The 14,765-nt window shown below is 45.0% G+C and carries 14 protein-coding genes and 1 riboswitch; all 14 genes read right to left on the reverse strand.

Going from position 1 to position 14,765, the window contains the following annotated elements:
• Position 1: 1 nt before the first annotated feature.
• Positions 2–205 (reverse strand): sulfur carrier protein ThiS, encoded by a 204-nt coding sequence (thiS, locus tag MKY75_RS13285; RefSeq protein WP_029517436.1) that lies wholly within the window; start codon positions 203–205, stop codon positions 2–4.
• Positions 202–1,350 (reverse strand): glycine oxidase ThiO, encoded by a 1,149-nt coding sequence (thiO, locus tag MKY75_RS13290; RefSeq protein ID WP_029517435.1) that lies wholly within the window; start codon positions 1,348–1,350, stop codon positions 202–204. The genes thiS and thiO overlap by 4 nt, the downstream gene beginning before the upstream one ends.
• A gap of 64 nt (positions 1,351–1,414) precedes the next feature.
• Positions 1,415–2,008, reverse strand: coding sequence for a thiamine phosphate synthase (locus tag MKY75_RS13295; RefSeq protein ID WP_029517434.1), 594 nt, complete (start codon positions 2,006–2,008; stop codon positions 1,415–1,417).
• A 264-nt stretch (positions 2,009–2,272) separates the two neighbouring features.
• A riboswitch (TPP riboswitch) is annotated at positions 2,273–2,381 on the reverse strand.
• Positions 2,382–2,475: 94 nt separating this feature from the next.
• A complete protein-coding gene (locus MKY75_RS13300; protein WP_029517433.1) occupies positions 2,476–4,029 on the reverse strand; it encodes an ABC-F family ATP-binding cassette domain-containing protein in 1,554 nt (517 codons plus the stop codon).
• 184 nt (positions 4,030–4,213) lie between these two features.
• Positions 4,214–5,203 carry a hypothetical protein gene (locus tag MKY75_RS13305; protein ID WP_165146626.1) on the reverse strand — a complete coding sequence of 330 codons (990 nt, stop codon included), beginning with the start codon at positions 5,201–5,203 and terminating at the stop codon, positions 4,214–4,216.
• Positions 5,190–5,744, reverse strand: coding sequence for a hypothetical protein (locus MKY75_RS13310; protein WP_165146629.1), 555 nt, complete (start codon positions 5,742–5,744; stop codon positions 5,190–5,192). The genes MKY75_RS13305 and MKY75_RS13310 overlap by 14 nt, the downstream gene beginning before the upstream one ends.
• Before the next feature lies 1 nt (position 5,745).
• Complete coding sequence (locus tag MKY75_RS13315) at positions 5,746–6,141, reverse strand: hypothetical protein (protein WP_165146632.1); 396 nt, start codon at positions 6,139–6,141, stop codon at positions 5,746–5,748.
• 40 nt (positions 6,142–6,181) lie between these two features.
• The gene (locus MKY75_RS13320; RefSeq protein WP_023988985.1) at positions 6,182–6,661 is read right to left on the reverse strand and encodes a hypothetical protein; all 480 of its coding nucleotides are present in this window, start codon (positions 6,659–6,661) and stop codon (positions 6,182–6,184) included.
• Between the two features lie 51 nt (positions 6,662–6,712).
• A complete protein-coding gene (locus MKY75_RS13325; RefSeq protein ID WP_165146635.1) occupies positions 6,713–8,797 on the reverse strand; it encodes a hypothetical protein in 2,085 nt (694 codons plus the stop codon).
• Positions 8,787–10,622, reverse strand: a complete 1,836-nt coding sequence (locus MKY75_RS13330) for an ATPase, T2SS/T4P/T4SS family (protein WP_165146654.1) — start codon at positions 10,620–10,622, stop codon at positions 8,787–8,789. The genes MKY75_RS13325 and MKY75_RS13330 overlap by 11 nt, the downstream gene beginning before the upstream one ends.
• Positions 10,623–11,480, reverse strand: coding sequence for a hypothetical protein (locus MKY75_RS13335; RefSeq protein WP_165146657.1), 858 nt, complete (start codon positions 11,478–11,480; stop codon positions 10,623–10,625).
• Positions 11,477–12,190, reverse strand: coding sequence for a hypothetical protein (locus MKY75_RS13340; protein ID WP_340885634.1), 714 nt, complete (start codon positions 12,188–12,190; stop codon positions 11,477–11,479). Before MKY75_RS13340 ends, MKY75_RS13335 begins: the two co-directional genes overlap by 4 nt.
• Positions 12,191–12,212: 22 nt before the next feature.
• On the reverse strand, positions 12,213–13,199 hold the full coding sequence (locus MKY75_RS13345) for an SAF domain-containing protein (protein WP_165146663.1): 987 nt from the start codon (positions 13,197–13,199) through the stop codon (positions 12,213–12,215).
• A gap of 42 nt (positions 13,200–13,241) precedes the next feature.
• Positions 13,242–14,735: a serine/threonine-protein kinase gene (locus MKY75_RS13350; protein ID WP_165147153.1), complete on the reverse strand. Its 1,494-nt coding sequence runs from the start codon at positions 14,733–14,735 to the stop codon at positions 13,242–13,244.
• Positions 14,736–14,765: the final 30 nt, after the last annotated feature.

The raw sequence follows: 14,765 nt of genomic DNA on the forward strand, positions 1-14,765 counted from the left end.
ATCAACCGCCTCCCACAAAATGTACAATCTCTAGGCAATCTCCATCTTTCAGTACCGCTTCATCATGATCTTCACGGGTCAATATATGCCGATTCAGCTCCACCACTACGGTTTTCACCTTTACATCAAGCTCATGTAGCAATTGATTCACATGAGTGATTCGATTAGAAAAGGTCAGGCTCTGGCCGTTAATCGTCAGCTTCATAAGCTTTTCTCCTTGAGGAGCTCAGAAGAAAAACTACTTATCCCAAGTTCTGCTGCACAAGCCCCATTAAGCATAGCTGCCATCGCACGCCCGGTAGCATCACTCAGCAGGACACCGTTACGATAATGCCCGACTGCAGCATATACGCCCTCGACCCCAGGAACAATTCCTATAAAAGGATGACCTGATACAGCCTGCGGACGTAAGCCCGCCCAAGCGCGTATAAAAGAAGCTTCACGGACGCGCGGCAGCCAGGCAGAGGCACGTGCCAGCAACCCCTCCAAGCCTCCTACGGTCACCTCTTCGTCATATTGATGTGGAAGGCTCGTTGCCCCAATCCAAAGCTCGTTATTCTGTTTAGGCACGAGGTAAATATCATCAGCATAAATGGTATATTCTAACGGGTGATCCTTCAAGGAGACCGCTACCGCTTCGCCCTTGACCGGATAAAGTGGATATTCAAACCCAACCTGCGCTAGCAATTTCATGCTATCCAAGCCTCCGGCAATAATGACCTGATCGCAGGAAAAAAAACCACTATCTGTGCGGACACCGCAAATTCGACCATCCTGTATGACCAGTTGCTCTGCCTGTGTACCAGACCATACCGTTGCTCCCAGCACCGCAGCAGCACCTGCATAAGCACGGCAAAGCTGGACAGGAGCCACTTGTGTCTCCTTTGAACGATATATTGCCCCGATCGCTTGTTCATCCAAACCTGGAATTCGTCGGGCCAATTCTTTCGCATCCCACCAGATAGGACAATCACCCTCTCGCGTTTTAGCAGCTTTCCAGCGTTTTTGGCCTTCAGTCTCCGTACGGAAAGGGGTCACAAACCCTTCAGTACGGAATTCCACCGAAATACCTGACAAACGCTCTAGATCACAGACAAGCTCAGGGAATGCATCTCGACTTATGCGAGCAAATCGTGATAGCTCAGAGTCGGTGAACTCTTCACTTTCCGCTGCCAGCATTCCAACCGCTGCTCCTGAGGCTCCCTCACCCGGGATCAATCGTTCCAGCATAATCGTACTTCTTCCCTCCTTGGCCACATGATAAGCAATGGAACTGCCGATGACACCTCCACCTATGACCAAGCATTCAGCGTGTCCTATCACTCTTTCCTCTGTGTGTATCTTTAGCATTTGTTCCGTATCTCCTCTCCATAAACCCTTCTGCTTTCAGCTTGCCTCTACTCTCGTTTTCTCGCTACAGGCTGTGAACTACAAGGTCTGCCATTCGCCTATACTCCATTGCAGCTGCAACGGGCGACTCAGCCTCCCATATACCAGACATCACTGCAATTCCGCTTGCTCCGGCCCTATAAAGCTCCGGGATATGATGCGGTTGTATGCCGCCTAGCGCAATCACCGGAATGTTTGACAGTCTGCAAATATGTTCAAGCTGAGCTAAACCCCGCGGTACAATACCGGGCTTACAATGGGTCTCATATACGTGACCATAAAGTACATAGTCCGCTCCTGCCCGCTCAGCAATTTGCATCTCCTCCAAGGAATGTACAGACACTCCACAGCGTGTACCCTTTGGAAGTAGGCTTTTCACATCCACAACAGGTAATCCATTAGCTGGTAATTGAACGGCTCCGACCAAAGTAAGTAAAGCTACATCCACACGATCATTTACTACAATTTGTTGCAAAGGAACTTCCTGCTCCACCAGGCTGCGAGTCAAAGAAAGCAATGCAGAGGCACCATTCTGTTTTAAACGTGCGTGTACATAATGAACATACGGACAAATCACAGCAGCCACTTGGGCGGCTTGTGCAAAAGTGCCCTTTTCCATCGAAATTGCGTGTAATTCGATTTTGTCTTCACCTCACATTGGACTAAAGGATCTAAGCTTAGCCAGCCACGTCTACCAGCAGGAATGAAAGGGGATTATATGTGAATCGTCTACGGAAGCTCGAACTACTTAAAATGAACGAAACGCAAAAAAACCACTTCCCCAAGGAAGTGGTTTAACGAACGCCCAATAATCGAACGGACCATGAATCCGTATACGTGTATCGTCCCACGCACAAACAAAAATAAAGATGGTGTTGCCTTGTTTGTACGGCGCTCACTTCCCTACGCTGGCATAACCCAGATCAGGTGCAAAGGGTCCGAAATCCATTTATTCCGTCTCAGCCGCATGGGCGGCTCCCCTAGTGTGACTATTTTATTGTATAAGCTAAAGATAGCTTAGCATATTTTTCTAATTCTGCAAACCCCACTTCGTGTGAAATTTGCTGGAACTGGATTTAGCTGATTTTAGTTAACTTTACTTGACCACTCTTCCACATTCCACGTTTTGGTTACCCAATCCTCGTAAAAGTCCGGTTCGTGAGATACAAGCAATACGGTCCCTTTGTATTCCTTCAAAGCACGTTTCAGCTCATCCTTTGCTTTAACATCCAAGTGGTTGGTAGGCTCATCGAACAGTACCCAGTTGCTTTCACGCATTAACAGTTTGCAAAGACGGACTTTAGCCTGTTCTCCACCACTGAGCGCAGATAGCGGACGCGTGATATGCTCATTTTTCAAACCGCAACGCGCCAAATGTGCTCGTACTTCATGCTGGTTCAAATGCGGAAATTCATTCCACACATCGTCAATCGGTGTAATTTTCTCGGCCTTTACTTCCTGCTCAAAATAAGCGGGTTGCAAAAAATCACCTTGATAGGTTTTTCCACTGATTGGCGGAATTTTTCCCAATATGGTTTTGAGCAATGTCGATTTACCGACACCATTGTAGCCGACAATTGCAATCTTTTCGCCACGTTCAATCGTCATGGACATTTTAGGCAAAAGGGCATGTGTATAACCAATCTCAAAATCAATACCCTCAAATACCGTCTTTCCGCTTGCACGTGCCTCTTTGAATTGAAAGGTTGGTTTTGCGGCTTCTTCAGGCTTATCAATACGTTCGATCCGATCAAGCTGCTTTTCACGGCTCTTTGCTCGGCCTGATGTAGAGGCACGCGCTTTATTACGCTGAATAAAATCTTCCTGTTTCTTAATAAAATCCTGTTGCTTCTCATAAGCATCAATATGCTGGGCTTTGTTTAGATCCGCCATTTCGAGAAACTTTTCATAATTAGCTGAATAACGGGTCATCTTGGCAAATTCAAGATGGTAAATAACATTAACGACCTGGTTCATAAATTCAGTATCATGTGAAATAAGAATAAAAGCATAAGGATAATCCTTCAAATAGCGCGTAAGCCATTCAATATGCTCTACATCCAAATAGTTGGTAGGTTCATCCAGCAACAGGACGTTCGGCTTTTCCAACAGCAACTTAGCAAGAAGAACCTTTGTCCGTTGCCCGCCGCTAAGTGCGGATACATCCCGATCCAGTCCTATGGCCGACAGACCTAGTCCATTCGCCATCTCTTCAACCTTTACATCAATGAGGTAAAAATCCCCCATATCCAGTTGCTCCTGAATTTCACCCATCTGTTCCAGCAACACTTCCAACTCATCAGGAGAAGCATCCCCCATTTTGTCAGTAATCTGCATCATTTCCTTTTCCAATTCCAACAAAGGAAGAAAAGCATCCTTCAATACATCACGTACCGTTTTGCCCGGTGTCAGCTTGGTATGCTGATCCAGATAGCCGTAACGCACACGTGGAGTCCATTCCACTTTACCCTCATCCTTAAGCAATTTTCCAGTGAGAATGTTCATGAGTGTCGATTTACCAACACCGTTAGCTCCTACCAAACCTACACGTTCCCCCGCAAGCAATCGAAAGGAAACATTTTTAAATAATGCGCGGTCCCCAAAGTTGTGGGATACATTTTCTACAGTCAATAAACTCATAAGCTGTTTTTGGCTCCTTATTGTCATCGGCATTGCCGACTGTTCTTATTTCATATGCATTTCGTTTCTCTCAAAGCTTTATTGTAGCACATTCTGCAACCATATCGGAATATTGAAAACAGTGAATTTTAAGGTTTTTTGGTATGGATCTGCCTAAAAAAAGAAAAACCACCCATGAGGGTGATTATTTTAAGCCATTATAACATTTGTACTCAAAGTAACCCGCAGCTGCTGCAGATTTTTCATCCGTGAAACGTTCACTCGCTTTAAAGGGAGCTGGACATGAATCTCTATAAAAATACTTTATTCCAGTATCTGGTTCTATGCCACCGATAATGTCTTGCTTTCTAACGACTCTCCCACCACCAAATCCATAGTTATTGTAATACCTGTCTCCAACCGGAATGCCTTGGATAAACGCGATCAGCCCCACATCATCTACCGTGTTGTACCACTCCTCTTGCGGAATGATCGGTAGCGTGAACGAATAAGTTATGCCGTTACGTGCTGCTTTTTCGTTATGGACATTAATAATTCGCGCCAAGTTCTCTTGAACGCTGCGAACAATGGTGGAACGACGTATTTGCTCAAAAGTTTCTGAATTTTTCAGCAAAGATATAGCGGTCTGATCCTGAAGTTCCTTTTGAAAGCCCTCTACCCACCTGTGATTTCGAGCATCGTATGCGTGCACATAATTATCCAAGGTGAACCCCACACTGTTGCCTACTGAATCAACATAGGCATATGGCTTTTTTTCGCTCCATTTGTGGCCAATAGCAGCTTGTCCATGCTCGTCTGTATAGGCTTCTGAGGTGAACGCATAATAACCGTCATAATCCAGAATTACAATAGCCGGTATGTAATCCAATAATGCACGTTGTGCTACTATATCCCCATCAATGCCTACATTAAGAAAAAGGGTGTGCAGGAACGTGTTCAGCGCTGCTTCTTTATCTACCCGAAAAAACTTATCCGATCCGTATCCGGCCTCGCGTTCCTGACGTTCATTCTGTGAGAGTACAACCCCTGCATCCTGAACTGCGGTACGGAGAGCCGACGTATATTTCATTTCTAGCTGCTGCACTTCACGCTGATTCTGCACCCGTAAGTCACTAACTACACCAAAGGGCAAAAACAAAAGTATAAATATGACCGCAAAATCAGTAATCCTCATTCAGAACCATGCCCCCGTAAGAAGCTGTAACTGCTGGCTTGCCGCTATCTGCCCCACCAAGAAGCCATGATTTGTACAAGTCCGCAGGAGTCCGATTCGTATTATGTACCCGGACCGTAAAATAATCCCCGGCCATCAAGGTATATCGACGCGTCTGATCTGATTTTGGCTGCTGATTGTCAGGAAACAGTACAGGAAAAATTTGCGAATTATAGTACCCATCATATACAGCTTCATAATTGCCCAGAAAACTGTCTGGCTTCGCGGCATCTGCATAGTCCGGTACATACTTTTTGTGCATATGCTCCAAGTCAACTTCGTACGTATTGCCTGTCAATTCCAGATCACGCATAAAATCGTTATACATCGTCGGTGTAATGTAACCCTTGGTTCTTACCATATCAACAAAACGTACAGTTGCATGATATGTATTTAACCCGGATATATCATCCTGCCGTTCAGCAGCTTGAGCTGCGGGTACGATGTACAAAAGCAATACAGCGAGCAGCGCCCCCAACAGCTTCGATATTGTTTGAACCACTTCAGTCTTCCCCCAATTTCTCAAAACGTACAGATGTTATGTCCCCATTCCCATTACGCTGGGGGTACATGGAATATAATGAGGAAGCATCCAGGGTCGATACATCAGGCTCAAACGGTTCAGAAAATACATCATACTCTGTCCCGTCGACTTGAATCGAAATCCCCTCCTGTAAGTTCATGCGAATTGCCTGTATGACCTGAGTTCCTTTAATCCGCTCCGGCAACCCCACCCCAGCAGTATGGGCTATTCGCCCTTCAGAATGCTCCTCTTGCTGTGATCTTAATTCCAGTGCACCATCCAGCTGCCTGGACAAGTCTGCTGCCGTTACACATGCGGTTATGAACAGAATAACTGACACACCAAGCCGCAGCATACTTGAAGCGTGATCAGACATACTCTCATCCCCTTTATGATTATTATCTCTGCTGTAGTGCTTAGGACTGGGTAAACAACAACCCACGTACCACGTTCGATTTGTCTTTGACGATTTCAGCTTTAAATTTACCACTCGGATTTACGTATTCATTCTCTTTCTCATTAAGTGTATTCGTGATTTTCCCTGTCTTATCACTGCCACCATTCACGGCGCCATACTGTTCACTGTCTGGGCTAATGTTCAGAGCATTACCGTACCACTGGCCTGCCATATTTTTGCCGGTTTTAATCTGAATGCCGAATTGGTCCTTCCCCTGAAACTTCCGCAGCGCATTGGTCACCTGGGAACCGCTAATCGTTGTGCCGTCATATACCGTAAAAGAGGCTTGAGACAATTCGGTCTGAATATCAGCAAAATTGTTTTGTGCCGTTTTAGTCGCCTCCTGGGCTGAAATAAATAGTATAACTACAATCGTAATTAGAGCGATGGTCAAAAATATCCCAGCGGCTACCTTTAAAGCTGTTGATGCGTTATTCATTTATTTTTCTCTCCTAGCTTGTTATTTTGTATTAGTCATAGGTTAACTTTCTTACTGAATTTTTTGTATTTGTTCATAATAGTTATCCATCTGAACAAAGCTCATGCCGATCAACGGAATCACCAAATATAAAAAGATAAGACCATACATCGGGGCAAAACCAATCATCCTTCCCCAGATAGCCTTACTGTCTATTATTTTTTCATACTCCTGTTTTCTTTGTTCGAAATAGTAGGACATATGGGATTCCAAATCATCAAAGGCCTCTCGAATCGTAATTTTACCTAAAGACAAATGAAGCTTATCCACGAGACGTTGAAATTCCGGCAAAGGCGCTTCTTCTTTTAGCAAGTCGAGAGCTGCCTCTGGCCCATGTTCATAATGAAGCAAACATTTTTGCAGAGGTCTTTTGAATATAACTGAAAATCTGTTCAGCCACTCCAATATTTCCTCGACAGACATTCGTTCCATAACCCGTAAAATGGAAATAACTGTTTGAAATTGATACACCTCATGCCTCATATCCAACCGACGCATTTTTCGTTGCAAATATAATAAAAGCATAGGCATTTGATAGGCTGCGTACCCAACAATCAAACTAATCAGCACTTCCCACCACTTGATGTATTCATCATTCCAATCTTTTAGCTTTTGGAGGATACGCCAAGTATTTGTGGATAACTGTTCAGGAGTAGCAGTTCCATTAGCATTATGCTCTAAAGCAGCGTACATCTGTTCGTATGTGCTATTTGACCTCATGTTCAGCGAATGCATGATTTTGCGATCAATCTCACTCTGCTTCAAAGCTTCTTTTTGCTCCACCGGACTTAAACGTCCAAACATTTGACCCGATTGCACTGGTGCGTGAAGGATATGCGTTTTCTCAGCTTCATGTAAAAAAAATATCGTACTGATACTGAGCACCAATCCTATAATACAAAGAGCCATTCTGCGTATGTAGAGCCACTCCAGCCTAATCTCCGCACCACTTTCCTTTAATAAGCGGGTTATTTGAAAATAAGAAGACATATGCTGTCGCGGAATTAAAGAATCCACCACATTACGAATGATAGGAAAACGGTATAGCTTCTGCTCCCAAACCCTCCGTCCTCTACCCGCACGATATCCTGTCTCGTCGGTCTGTTGTAGCTTCTGTAACAGGAAATAAGATACGATTATCACAATATAAACGGATAATTTTGTGATATAACCCAATTTTCCCTGATAAAACTCATCCATGGAGGGAAAGCTGGACCTCGCCCATGTCTCGATTGGGGTGGTAAAGAAAACTGGTGCTAGTGCGATCACGTTTAGACTTTTTAACAGATAGTCCAGTTTATTTCTTCGCAGCAACTCCAACTGGATTTCGCGTGCGAGACTGCCGAGCCCCTTCAAGTAAATGGAGCCACCCTCCTCAACCCGATCACCAAACTCCATTACCATATACGAGATACCGGCAAAAGCTTTTAAAAATCGATTAGGAGCCGATTCATAGTATCTTTCCAATGCTTCGTGCGGATCAACATCTGTTAGCGCCTCATGGATGAGTCGTGCGTGTCTCCCGGCCTCTGCCTCCGCCAAATCGGCCGCTTCGGATATAGCTTCCTCCACCATACCGTGCTGATGGTAATAGTGACGCACATTGGCGAATAATTCGATCATCTGTGCAAGTAGCCTTTTTTCCATCCGGCTAATGGCCATATCCAAAATAAGACTGTTGATTACCACTCCGCATAAAACGGCTAATATAGCAAACTCTATTCCTGGCTTCATCATGACCAGCACAACACCACTGCAAGCAAAAGCTCCCCAGATGAACAGTGTCATCTTCATCGTCTGTAGGCGAAGCTTGTACTCATCGTAGGCATGCTGACCAGCTAGTCGCTTACGTATACTCATGATGTATCCGGACAAGAAAGGGACCTTCATACACAGCGTGTACAACTTATGCAGTAAGGCTTGCAGCTCACGTTGCAGTACCGCTTTTCCCTTGCGCCCTTCCTTCACAGAATAAATTCGTCCTCTGCGAACTGCATGACTACTGCGCTTACGCAACCCCCATAAAGCTATATATAGAAGCGTAAAGCCCCCACCTGATATAAGTAAAATCCATAATAAAATTTCTTTAAGACTCATAGTCTTCCTCCCAATAGCGGGTCAAAAAACTGCGGAAATCTCTGGCATCATTTACATTCATCTGCTCATACATTTCTTGTACACTTTTGGCTGTTAAGGGCTCCATCGGTATATAGCTTCCGTTCCGATATTCCATAACGTGGCGATAACTGTAGCTCGTTGAAGCATTGGAGCCTGCATCCGTATGATCTGGGTCACGCGGCACACATTCTGTGATCCGTTCGATGTAGCGTCGCCCTTCCGCATCACGTTTGAGATGCACATCAAAGTTAATGACATGAACTACCTGTTCCTCAGCAATGCCTTCATGCTGAAATACTCCTGTTTTGAGCAATGAATTACGAAGTGAAAACACGAGATCACGAAATGTTTTGGCATGATGAGTAAAAATGGTGAACAGACTGGCAACCTGCGACATTTGAATCATCCAAGCAGCTACTTCATCACTTGCTACTTCGCCTAGTATATTGACGGTTCCATCTGTTTTTTTCTGTAAGTCAAGCCCTTGTTGTCCTGAAATATGATCCGTTTCTCGAAAGCTAAGAATATTACGGCGACTGTAGATGCTGCGTAGATGCAGTTCAAAAGCCATTTCCTGAACGCGAAGCGTATACGAAGCATAAATGTGCTTGACCATCGCCATTAACAACGTCGTCTTACCTGAGCCCTGCGCGCCTGTGATAGCAGTAATCCGGCTGCCTTTCATTAAATAAGAAAGTAGCTGGATTGGAAAATCAGCATTTTGTCCCTTAATTAACTGTTCCAGCGATGCGCTTTGAATATCAAATTTACGGACAAAGAAAGCCCACGATTCTGAGAAAGGAGGTCGTACCACCACTACCCGTGACCCATCCTTCATTTCATTGACCTTATAACCATTCGCTTCGGAAAGCTGTCCCGGGTAATTGTATTTGTAAATATTTTGGCACACCCTTTTAAGTTCACGCTCAGATCCGAAGGAAAGGAACGAAAGATGGATCGTTTTACCTTTATAAAAAATCCATACGCTCTCATAACTATTGGCAGTAGGCATAGTTGTTTGTTCAAATACATACCCATCGGAAGGCCAGTCTGATGATGCAGGAATCCCACCTTCCGGCATACCACTGACGCCCCCACTTACACCGTCGATCCGCTGGTCACGAATATCATCAATGACGGAAAAGCCTTTGTAATGCTGATAAATCCGCTGGACAATAATATCCACCTTCTCCAAAAAGGAAAGGGGCCGGTACTCACAATCATAGATATAACGAATGTCCTCTGCGGTAACGAGATAACTTCCATCTTCTTCACCCTGCTGTGAATATCTCATTTCGGCCAAGTCATAAGTATCCAGTAAACGTGATAGTGCATCAGCGCCAAACTTCTGCTGGTATTGGTAAAATATAATTTCGAATTGATCCTGTATGCTAAACAACTCAGGTCTGGAGAATGGCATAACAGTATCGACGATTTTCTCGTTCAAGCCGTAACCGTGAATCAGAAGCTCAGCCATCAGATTTTTAACAAAACGTTTATCTCCACTGCTACCATTGGCACAGTCCTTTAATGCCCTGCGTAGTTCCGCCCTTTGATGGATACGCCGTCTATATTCCTCTTCATGCAATCCGGCATCCGCCATCTGGCTATGACTTAGTTCATGAAGTGCATTTTTGATATACTCTATTAATGTTTCGAATGTGGCATCTTCATTCTTTTTTTCTACCCGAAGGGTTGAATGTCGCGAGTGAAAATTCCCTCGATATTTTACAATAATCAGTACGATGCACATCAATACTATACAGGTAAGAATCAATCCGTTGATCATTTGAGCGGACAGCATTTAAGCGCCCCTCTCCAAAGCCTTGAGCCGAAGATCGGACTCTGCCGCCTCCAGAATAGCTTTGCTGATATGACGTATACTCTGCGCCCATCCTACAGTCATAAAAAGCTTGCGAGGCTGCCCTTTTCCACTTCGTACCTCACGCTGCACATGGCCGATCACATCCCTGCGGTTCCATGCGTCCATAAATCCGGTGTTATAAGGGACTGTATACAGAGCACCTTTGTAGCCATATCTCCTGCGAATATTCGCTTCATTCACTTGAGAATGCACATCATATTTTCCAAGTACTATTAATAAGGGTAACGATGAGTAGGTAGATAACGGTGACACGGATTCAAAATAAGCGTCTAACTCTCGCATATTCTGAGTGAGTGAAAGAACAGCCAGTTTGGCTCGTGCACATGCTTCATGCTGTACAGCCCCCCATCCTGCTCCACTTCCTGCATCAATTAGCGTTAAATCATAATATTGGTTCGCTGTATCTATTACTGCCCGTACAAGCCCTGGAGACAGTAACGGCGGTGCAGCTCCAAAGCTGGAGGTTCCCTCAAGTACATCCAAAGTATGTTCGAGTACAGGTGTCGTATAATTACGAATATTTTCTTTAGACAGTGTCCCTCGCAGAACTAAACGTGCGGCAGCATCCCAGCCCCCTTCCTGAAGCTGTAGGGTTGGATCATCCATACCATACTCTTGTATAGGTAATCCTGATTCAATACCAGTATGTCTACGACCCAAATGAGTCAATAATAGTCTTCCTCTATATAGATTGCCTATGGTAATTGCTATTGCTGCCGCCAAAGAGCTACTTCCACTAGCCCCCTTAATGGGGCTCCAAAACAAAATGGTACTCATGCTCTGCTCCTTTCCGCACGCTTTAGCGCACGACGAATCACCTTTAATTCCCAACTCATCCATTCCCCAATACAACGGCATAGTTCTTTCTTATACATTCTGGATAGCGGTTTTAGTATTAGCTGTTTTTTATGCTCATTTTCCAGTTTCAGAGCAAGCAACCCCTCATCCCATGGCAGTATATATGGCTCTTGCTGCCAAGATGCCGGGAAATGATTCATGTATTCCCACAGATACGGCTCCTCCAGACCACAATCCACGGCCTGTAAAAATAGCTTGTGAAATACAAGATCTTTGGGAAATTCAGGTTGACTGAATAAATGCTGAAGCCAATTCTGTCCGTTATGCATTAGCATGCGGCTATAATCACTGACCCAAACTCGCAGTTCTGCCCTTTTCCAAACAGAAATTGGACAAAAATCAAGTAACTCTACATCTAAAATAACAATGTCATAAACCTGCTCTGCCTTCTGATCAGCCCTCATACCTATATGCAGGTCTTCCCATGCTGTAAATCCAATTGCTACATCAAAACCACTAAACTGCGTAATGGGAAGTGGTTTGTCAAGCATCCCTATGCTATACCGATACCGTCCCCGCAGCGTAGCATCTACAAGCAGTACTCGTTGGCCAGAAGCTGCTAATATGCTGCTGATGTATAACAAGGTATCGCTTTTGTCACAAAGCCCGGCAAATATCCATGTTTTCATACTTCCGTTCCTTTTCTCTCATTTATTTGGCATACGGGTCAGAGCTTCCACCCTGCGTCAGAATCTTTGTTTGTTCTTGATGATCCTGCTCATTCTCATATTCATTTCTTGTAACATCAATCCCGCTTGTTGGGTTTTCTATAGTAGCACCCGCATGTTGAGCTGCAATTTCCTCACTCAGACTTCTTTCCACGGGTGTTGAAATTACACTGTTTGATGAATTAATTGCATTTTCAAGGGAACCCCGCAGCTGCTTAGACAGCTTTTGTTCAGCAATGTGTATCAAATTCGGATCACTATTCATTAACGCTAATACCTGCGCATTAGGCGGATAGGTCGGGATTGCCTTGGGCTGAAATTGGGGATCCACATATGTCAGAGCATAAATGGATGCTTTATGCAGGTAGGCATCAACAATCGCGCTCGAAAGCGATAATATTTCCTGCTCATTCAAAGTGACCCAGACAATTGGACCTTCCAGTCGGGAAATCTTCTTTTTGGATAATAGAATGTAATCCTGACCTGTTGGAAATTGTATGCGGATATCTACTTCGTCCCCCGACTTTAGACTGTTGGGTAGTACCACCACCTTTAGCTCACGGTTGCGTAAATCTTTAGGTGTGGGTTCATCAGCAGTAATCATAGACGATGTAAGCACAGATCCTTTTTTAAGCTCAATCTTGGCTGTGGTTCCGGAAACTTCACTTTTATTTGCCAGCAAATTTGATGGAGCCTGAGAACCGGGAACTTTAATTCCCTTCAAATCATTAGATGCAATCTGTTCACCTGGAGAAATATCACGGACAACCGCCCAGCCTTTTTTCGCGGTTCGTTGCTCTTGTTCATACACTTTCCATTTCAGTTCTGCCTCTACCTCAGCCTGTTTCCTGACCTCATTCATTTGATGGATATTAACCATAAGGTAGCCGGCAAAGATAATGCCAACAATCCCAGCGCCAATGCAACCGGCATACAGTTTTTGTTTACTGCTCTTTCTTAGCTTGGACACACAACTTCTCCCCTGCCTCTTTTTGATATATACTTTTTCTATTTAGCGCCGTCGCTTAAGGAATGCGAAGCGTCTTCTCCGGGTGTCTGGAATAACTCCGCGAAACAGCTCGTCCAGCACCTGATCCATCTCATCATCCCGTTCGAAGGGGTCTGAGTGGAACGGTAGAGCAAATACTTTATCGTGATCCAGCTCCTTACGAAGCCTGCGAACCGCCTCCGAAGTTGCCAATGGCAAGCAGTAATTCCATTTGTGCTGTGGGTGGCGCTGAAGAGATCGGGCTAGCCCTGCTATATCCTGAACCCTCCATTCGGCCCCTGAGCCAACGACGAGCGGATAATCGGCTCTCAAGAATTCTTCCAGACGTTCATTATCCTGCCCACTCCCCAGGTCCAGTACGATAAATCTGTAAGAACCACCCAACAAAGAAATGACATCCGCACGCGATGTTTGTCGCCAGTAATGTACTCCATCGACTTCAAAACGCCGACTTGAACTCATTTGTCCAACGGATGTGCCTTCTACGACTTCTTGAAGTCGGGCAAATGCTTTGGCTGTGCTGTGCAGCTCAACCAAAGCTACGGAGCGGGATCTTCGAGCCAGATAGTGGCTCACCGTAATTGCTGTATGCGTAGCACCGGAGCCGGCAGATACACCCAGTACAGCCACTACCCTTGTGCCTGCATAATCCATTGAGGCATCATTAACGGATATTTCTTGTTGAGCAGGTTGAAAATCAGCACTGCGACGCAGTTCTCCAATGACCTCCCCGGCGGATTGAAATCGTTCCTCAGGATTCTGACGCAGCAGTTTTCGAATTACTGGAATCAAATGACGAGACAATTCCCCGCGTATATATCCTTCTACTCCCGCAGTCCACTCGCTATATTTGCCTCCTGTACAGAGATACAATAGTAGCGCTCCCAAACTGTATAAGTCTGAACGAGCATCCGTCTGACCTGCTCCATATTGCTCCGGGGCAGCGAAGCCCACTGTGCCCAGCTTTACCGTATCTTGATCCAGCTCAGCCTTGTAGCTCCTCGCTATTCCAAAATCAATCAGTATAAATTCCATTTCCGGTGTCAGCATAATATTCGTTGGTTTCAGATCCCGGTAAATGACTGGTGGTTGACGGGTATGCAAATAATCCAACACATCCAGTACCTGCAAAGCGAATGGGACGATTTGCTCCTGTGGAATATAGCCTTGGTAGCCCTTCATATATGCTTCCAGCGTAATTCCTTCGATGTAATCCATAACCAGGTATACCGCTCCAGATGGGGGATGCTCAAAAAAATCAACAATTCTTGGTAAACGTGGATGGCTTAGTGAAATCAGCATCTCTGCCTCCGTGCGTACAAGCTTCATCACTTGTGGCTCGGCAACCGACTCCTTCACTGCCCATTGCTTGCCTGGCAGTTTTAAATCCTCTGCCATGAACACGCGGCTCATTCCTCCCGAACCCAATGTGCGCACAATACGGTAACGTTCACCAACAATTGATCCGAATTCCAACTGTGATGGTTGCTTCATTATTCTCCTACCTCCTTTCTTAAGCAGACAACG

This window comes from Paenibacillus sp. FSL L8-0663, from assembly GCF_038008125.1.
Taxonomy (GTDB): Bacteria; Bacillota; Bacilli; order Paenibacillales; family Paenibacillaceae; genus Paenibacillus; species Paenibacillus polymyxa_D.

What these genes read in the sequence shown, in the direction of transcription:
- MKY75_RS13305 (WP_165146626.1), bottom strand. Translation starts at nt 5,203, where the DNA reads ATGAGGATTACTGATTTTGCGGTCATATTTATACTTTTGTTTTTGCCC.
- MKY75_RS13320 (WP_023988985.1), bottom strand. Translation starts at nt 6,661, where the DNA reads ATGAATAACGCATCAACAGCTTTAAAGGTAGCCGCTGGGATATTTTTG.
- thiO (WP_029517435.1), bottom strand. Translation starts at nt 1,350, where the DNA reads ATGCTAAAGATACACACAGAGGAAAGAGTGATAGGACACGCTGAATGC.
- MKY75_RS13295 (WP_029517434.1), bottom strand. Translation starts at nt 2,008, where the DNA reads ATGGAAAAGGGCACTTTTGCACAAGCCGCCCAAGTGGCTGCTGTGATT.
- MKY75_RS13325 (WP_165146635.1), bottom strand. Translation starts at nt 8,797, where the DNA reads ATGAGTCTTAAAGAAATTTTATTATGGATTTTACTTATATCAGGTGGG.
- MKY75_RS13335 (WP_165146657.1), bottom strand. Translation starts at nt 11,480, where the DNA reads ATGAGTACCATTTTGTTTTGGAGCCCCATTAAGGGGGCTAGTGGAAGT.
- MKY75_RS13300 (WP_029517433.1), bottom strand. Translation starts at nt 4,029, where the DNA reads ATGAGTTTATTGACTGTAGAAAATGTATCCCACAACTTTGGGGACCGC.
- MKY75_RS13340 (WP_340885634.1), bottom strand. Translation starts at nt 12,190, where the DNA reads ATGAAAACATGGATATTTGCCGGGCTTTGTGACAAAAGCGATACCTTG.
- MKY75_RS13315 (WP_165146632.1), bottom strand. Translation starts at nt 6,141, where the DNA reads ATGTCTGATCACGCTTCAAGTATGCTGCGGCTTGGTGTGTCAGTTATT.
- thiS (WP_029517436.1), bottom strand. Translation starts at nt 205, where the DNA reads ATGAAGCTGACGATTAACGGCCAGAGCCTGACCTTTTCTAATCGAATC.
- MKY75_RS13330 (WP_165146654.1), bottom strand. Translation starts at nt 10,622, where the DNA reads ATGCTGTCCGCTCAAATGATCAACGGATTGATTCTTACCTGTATAGTA.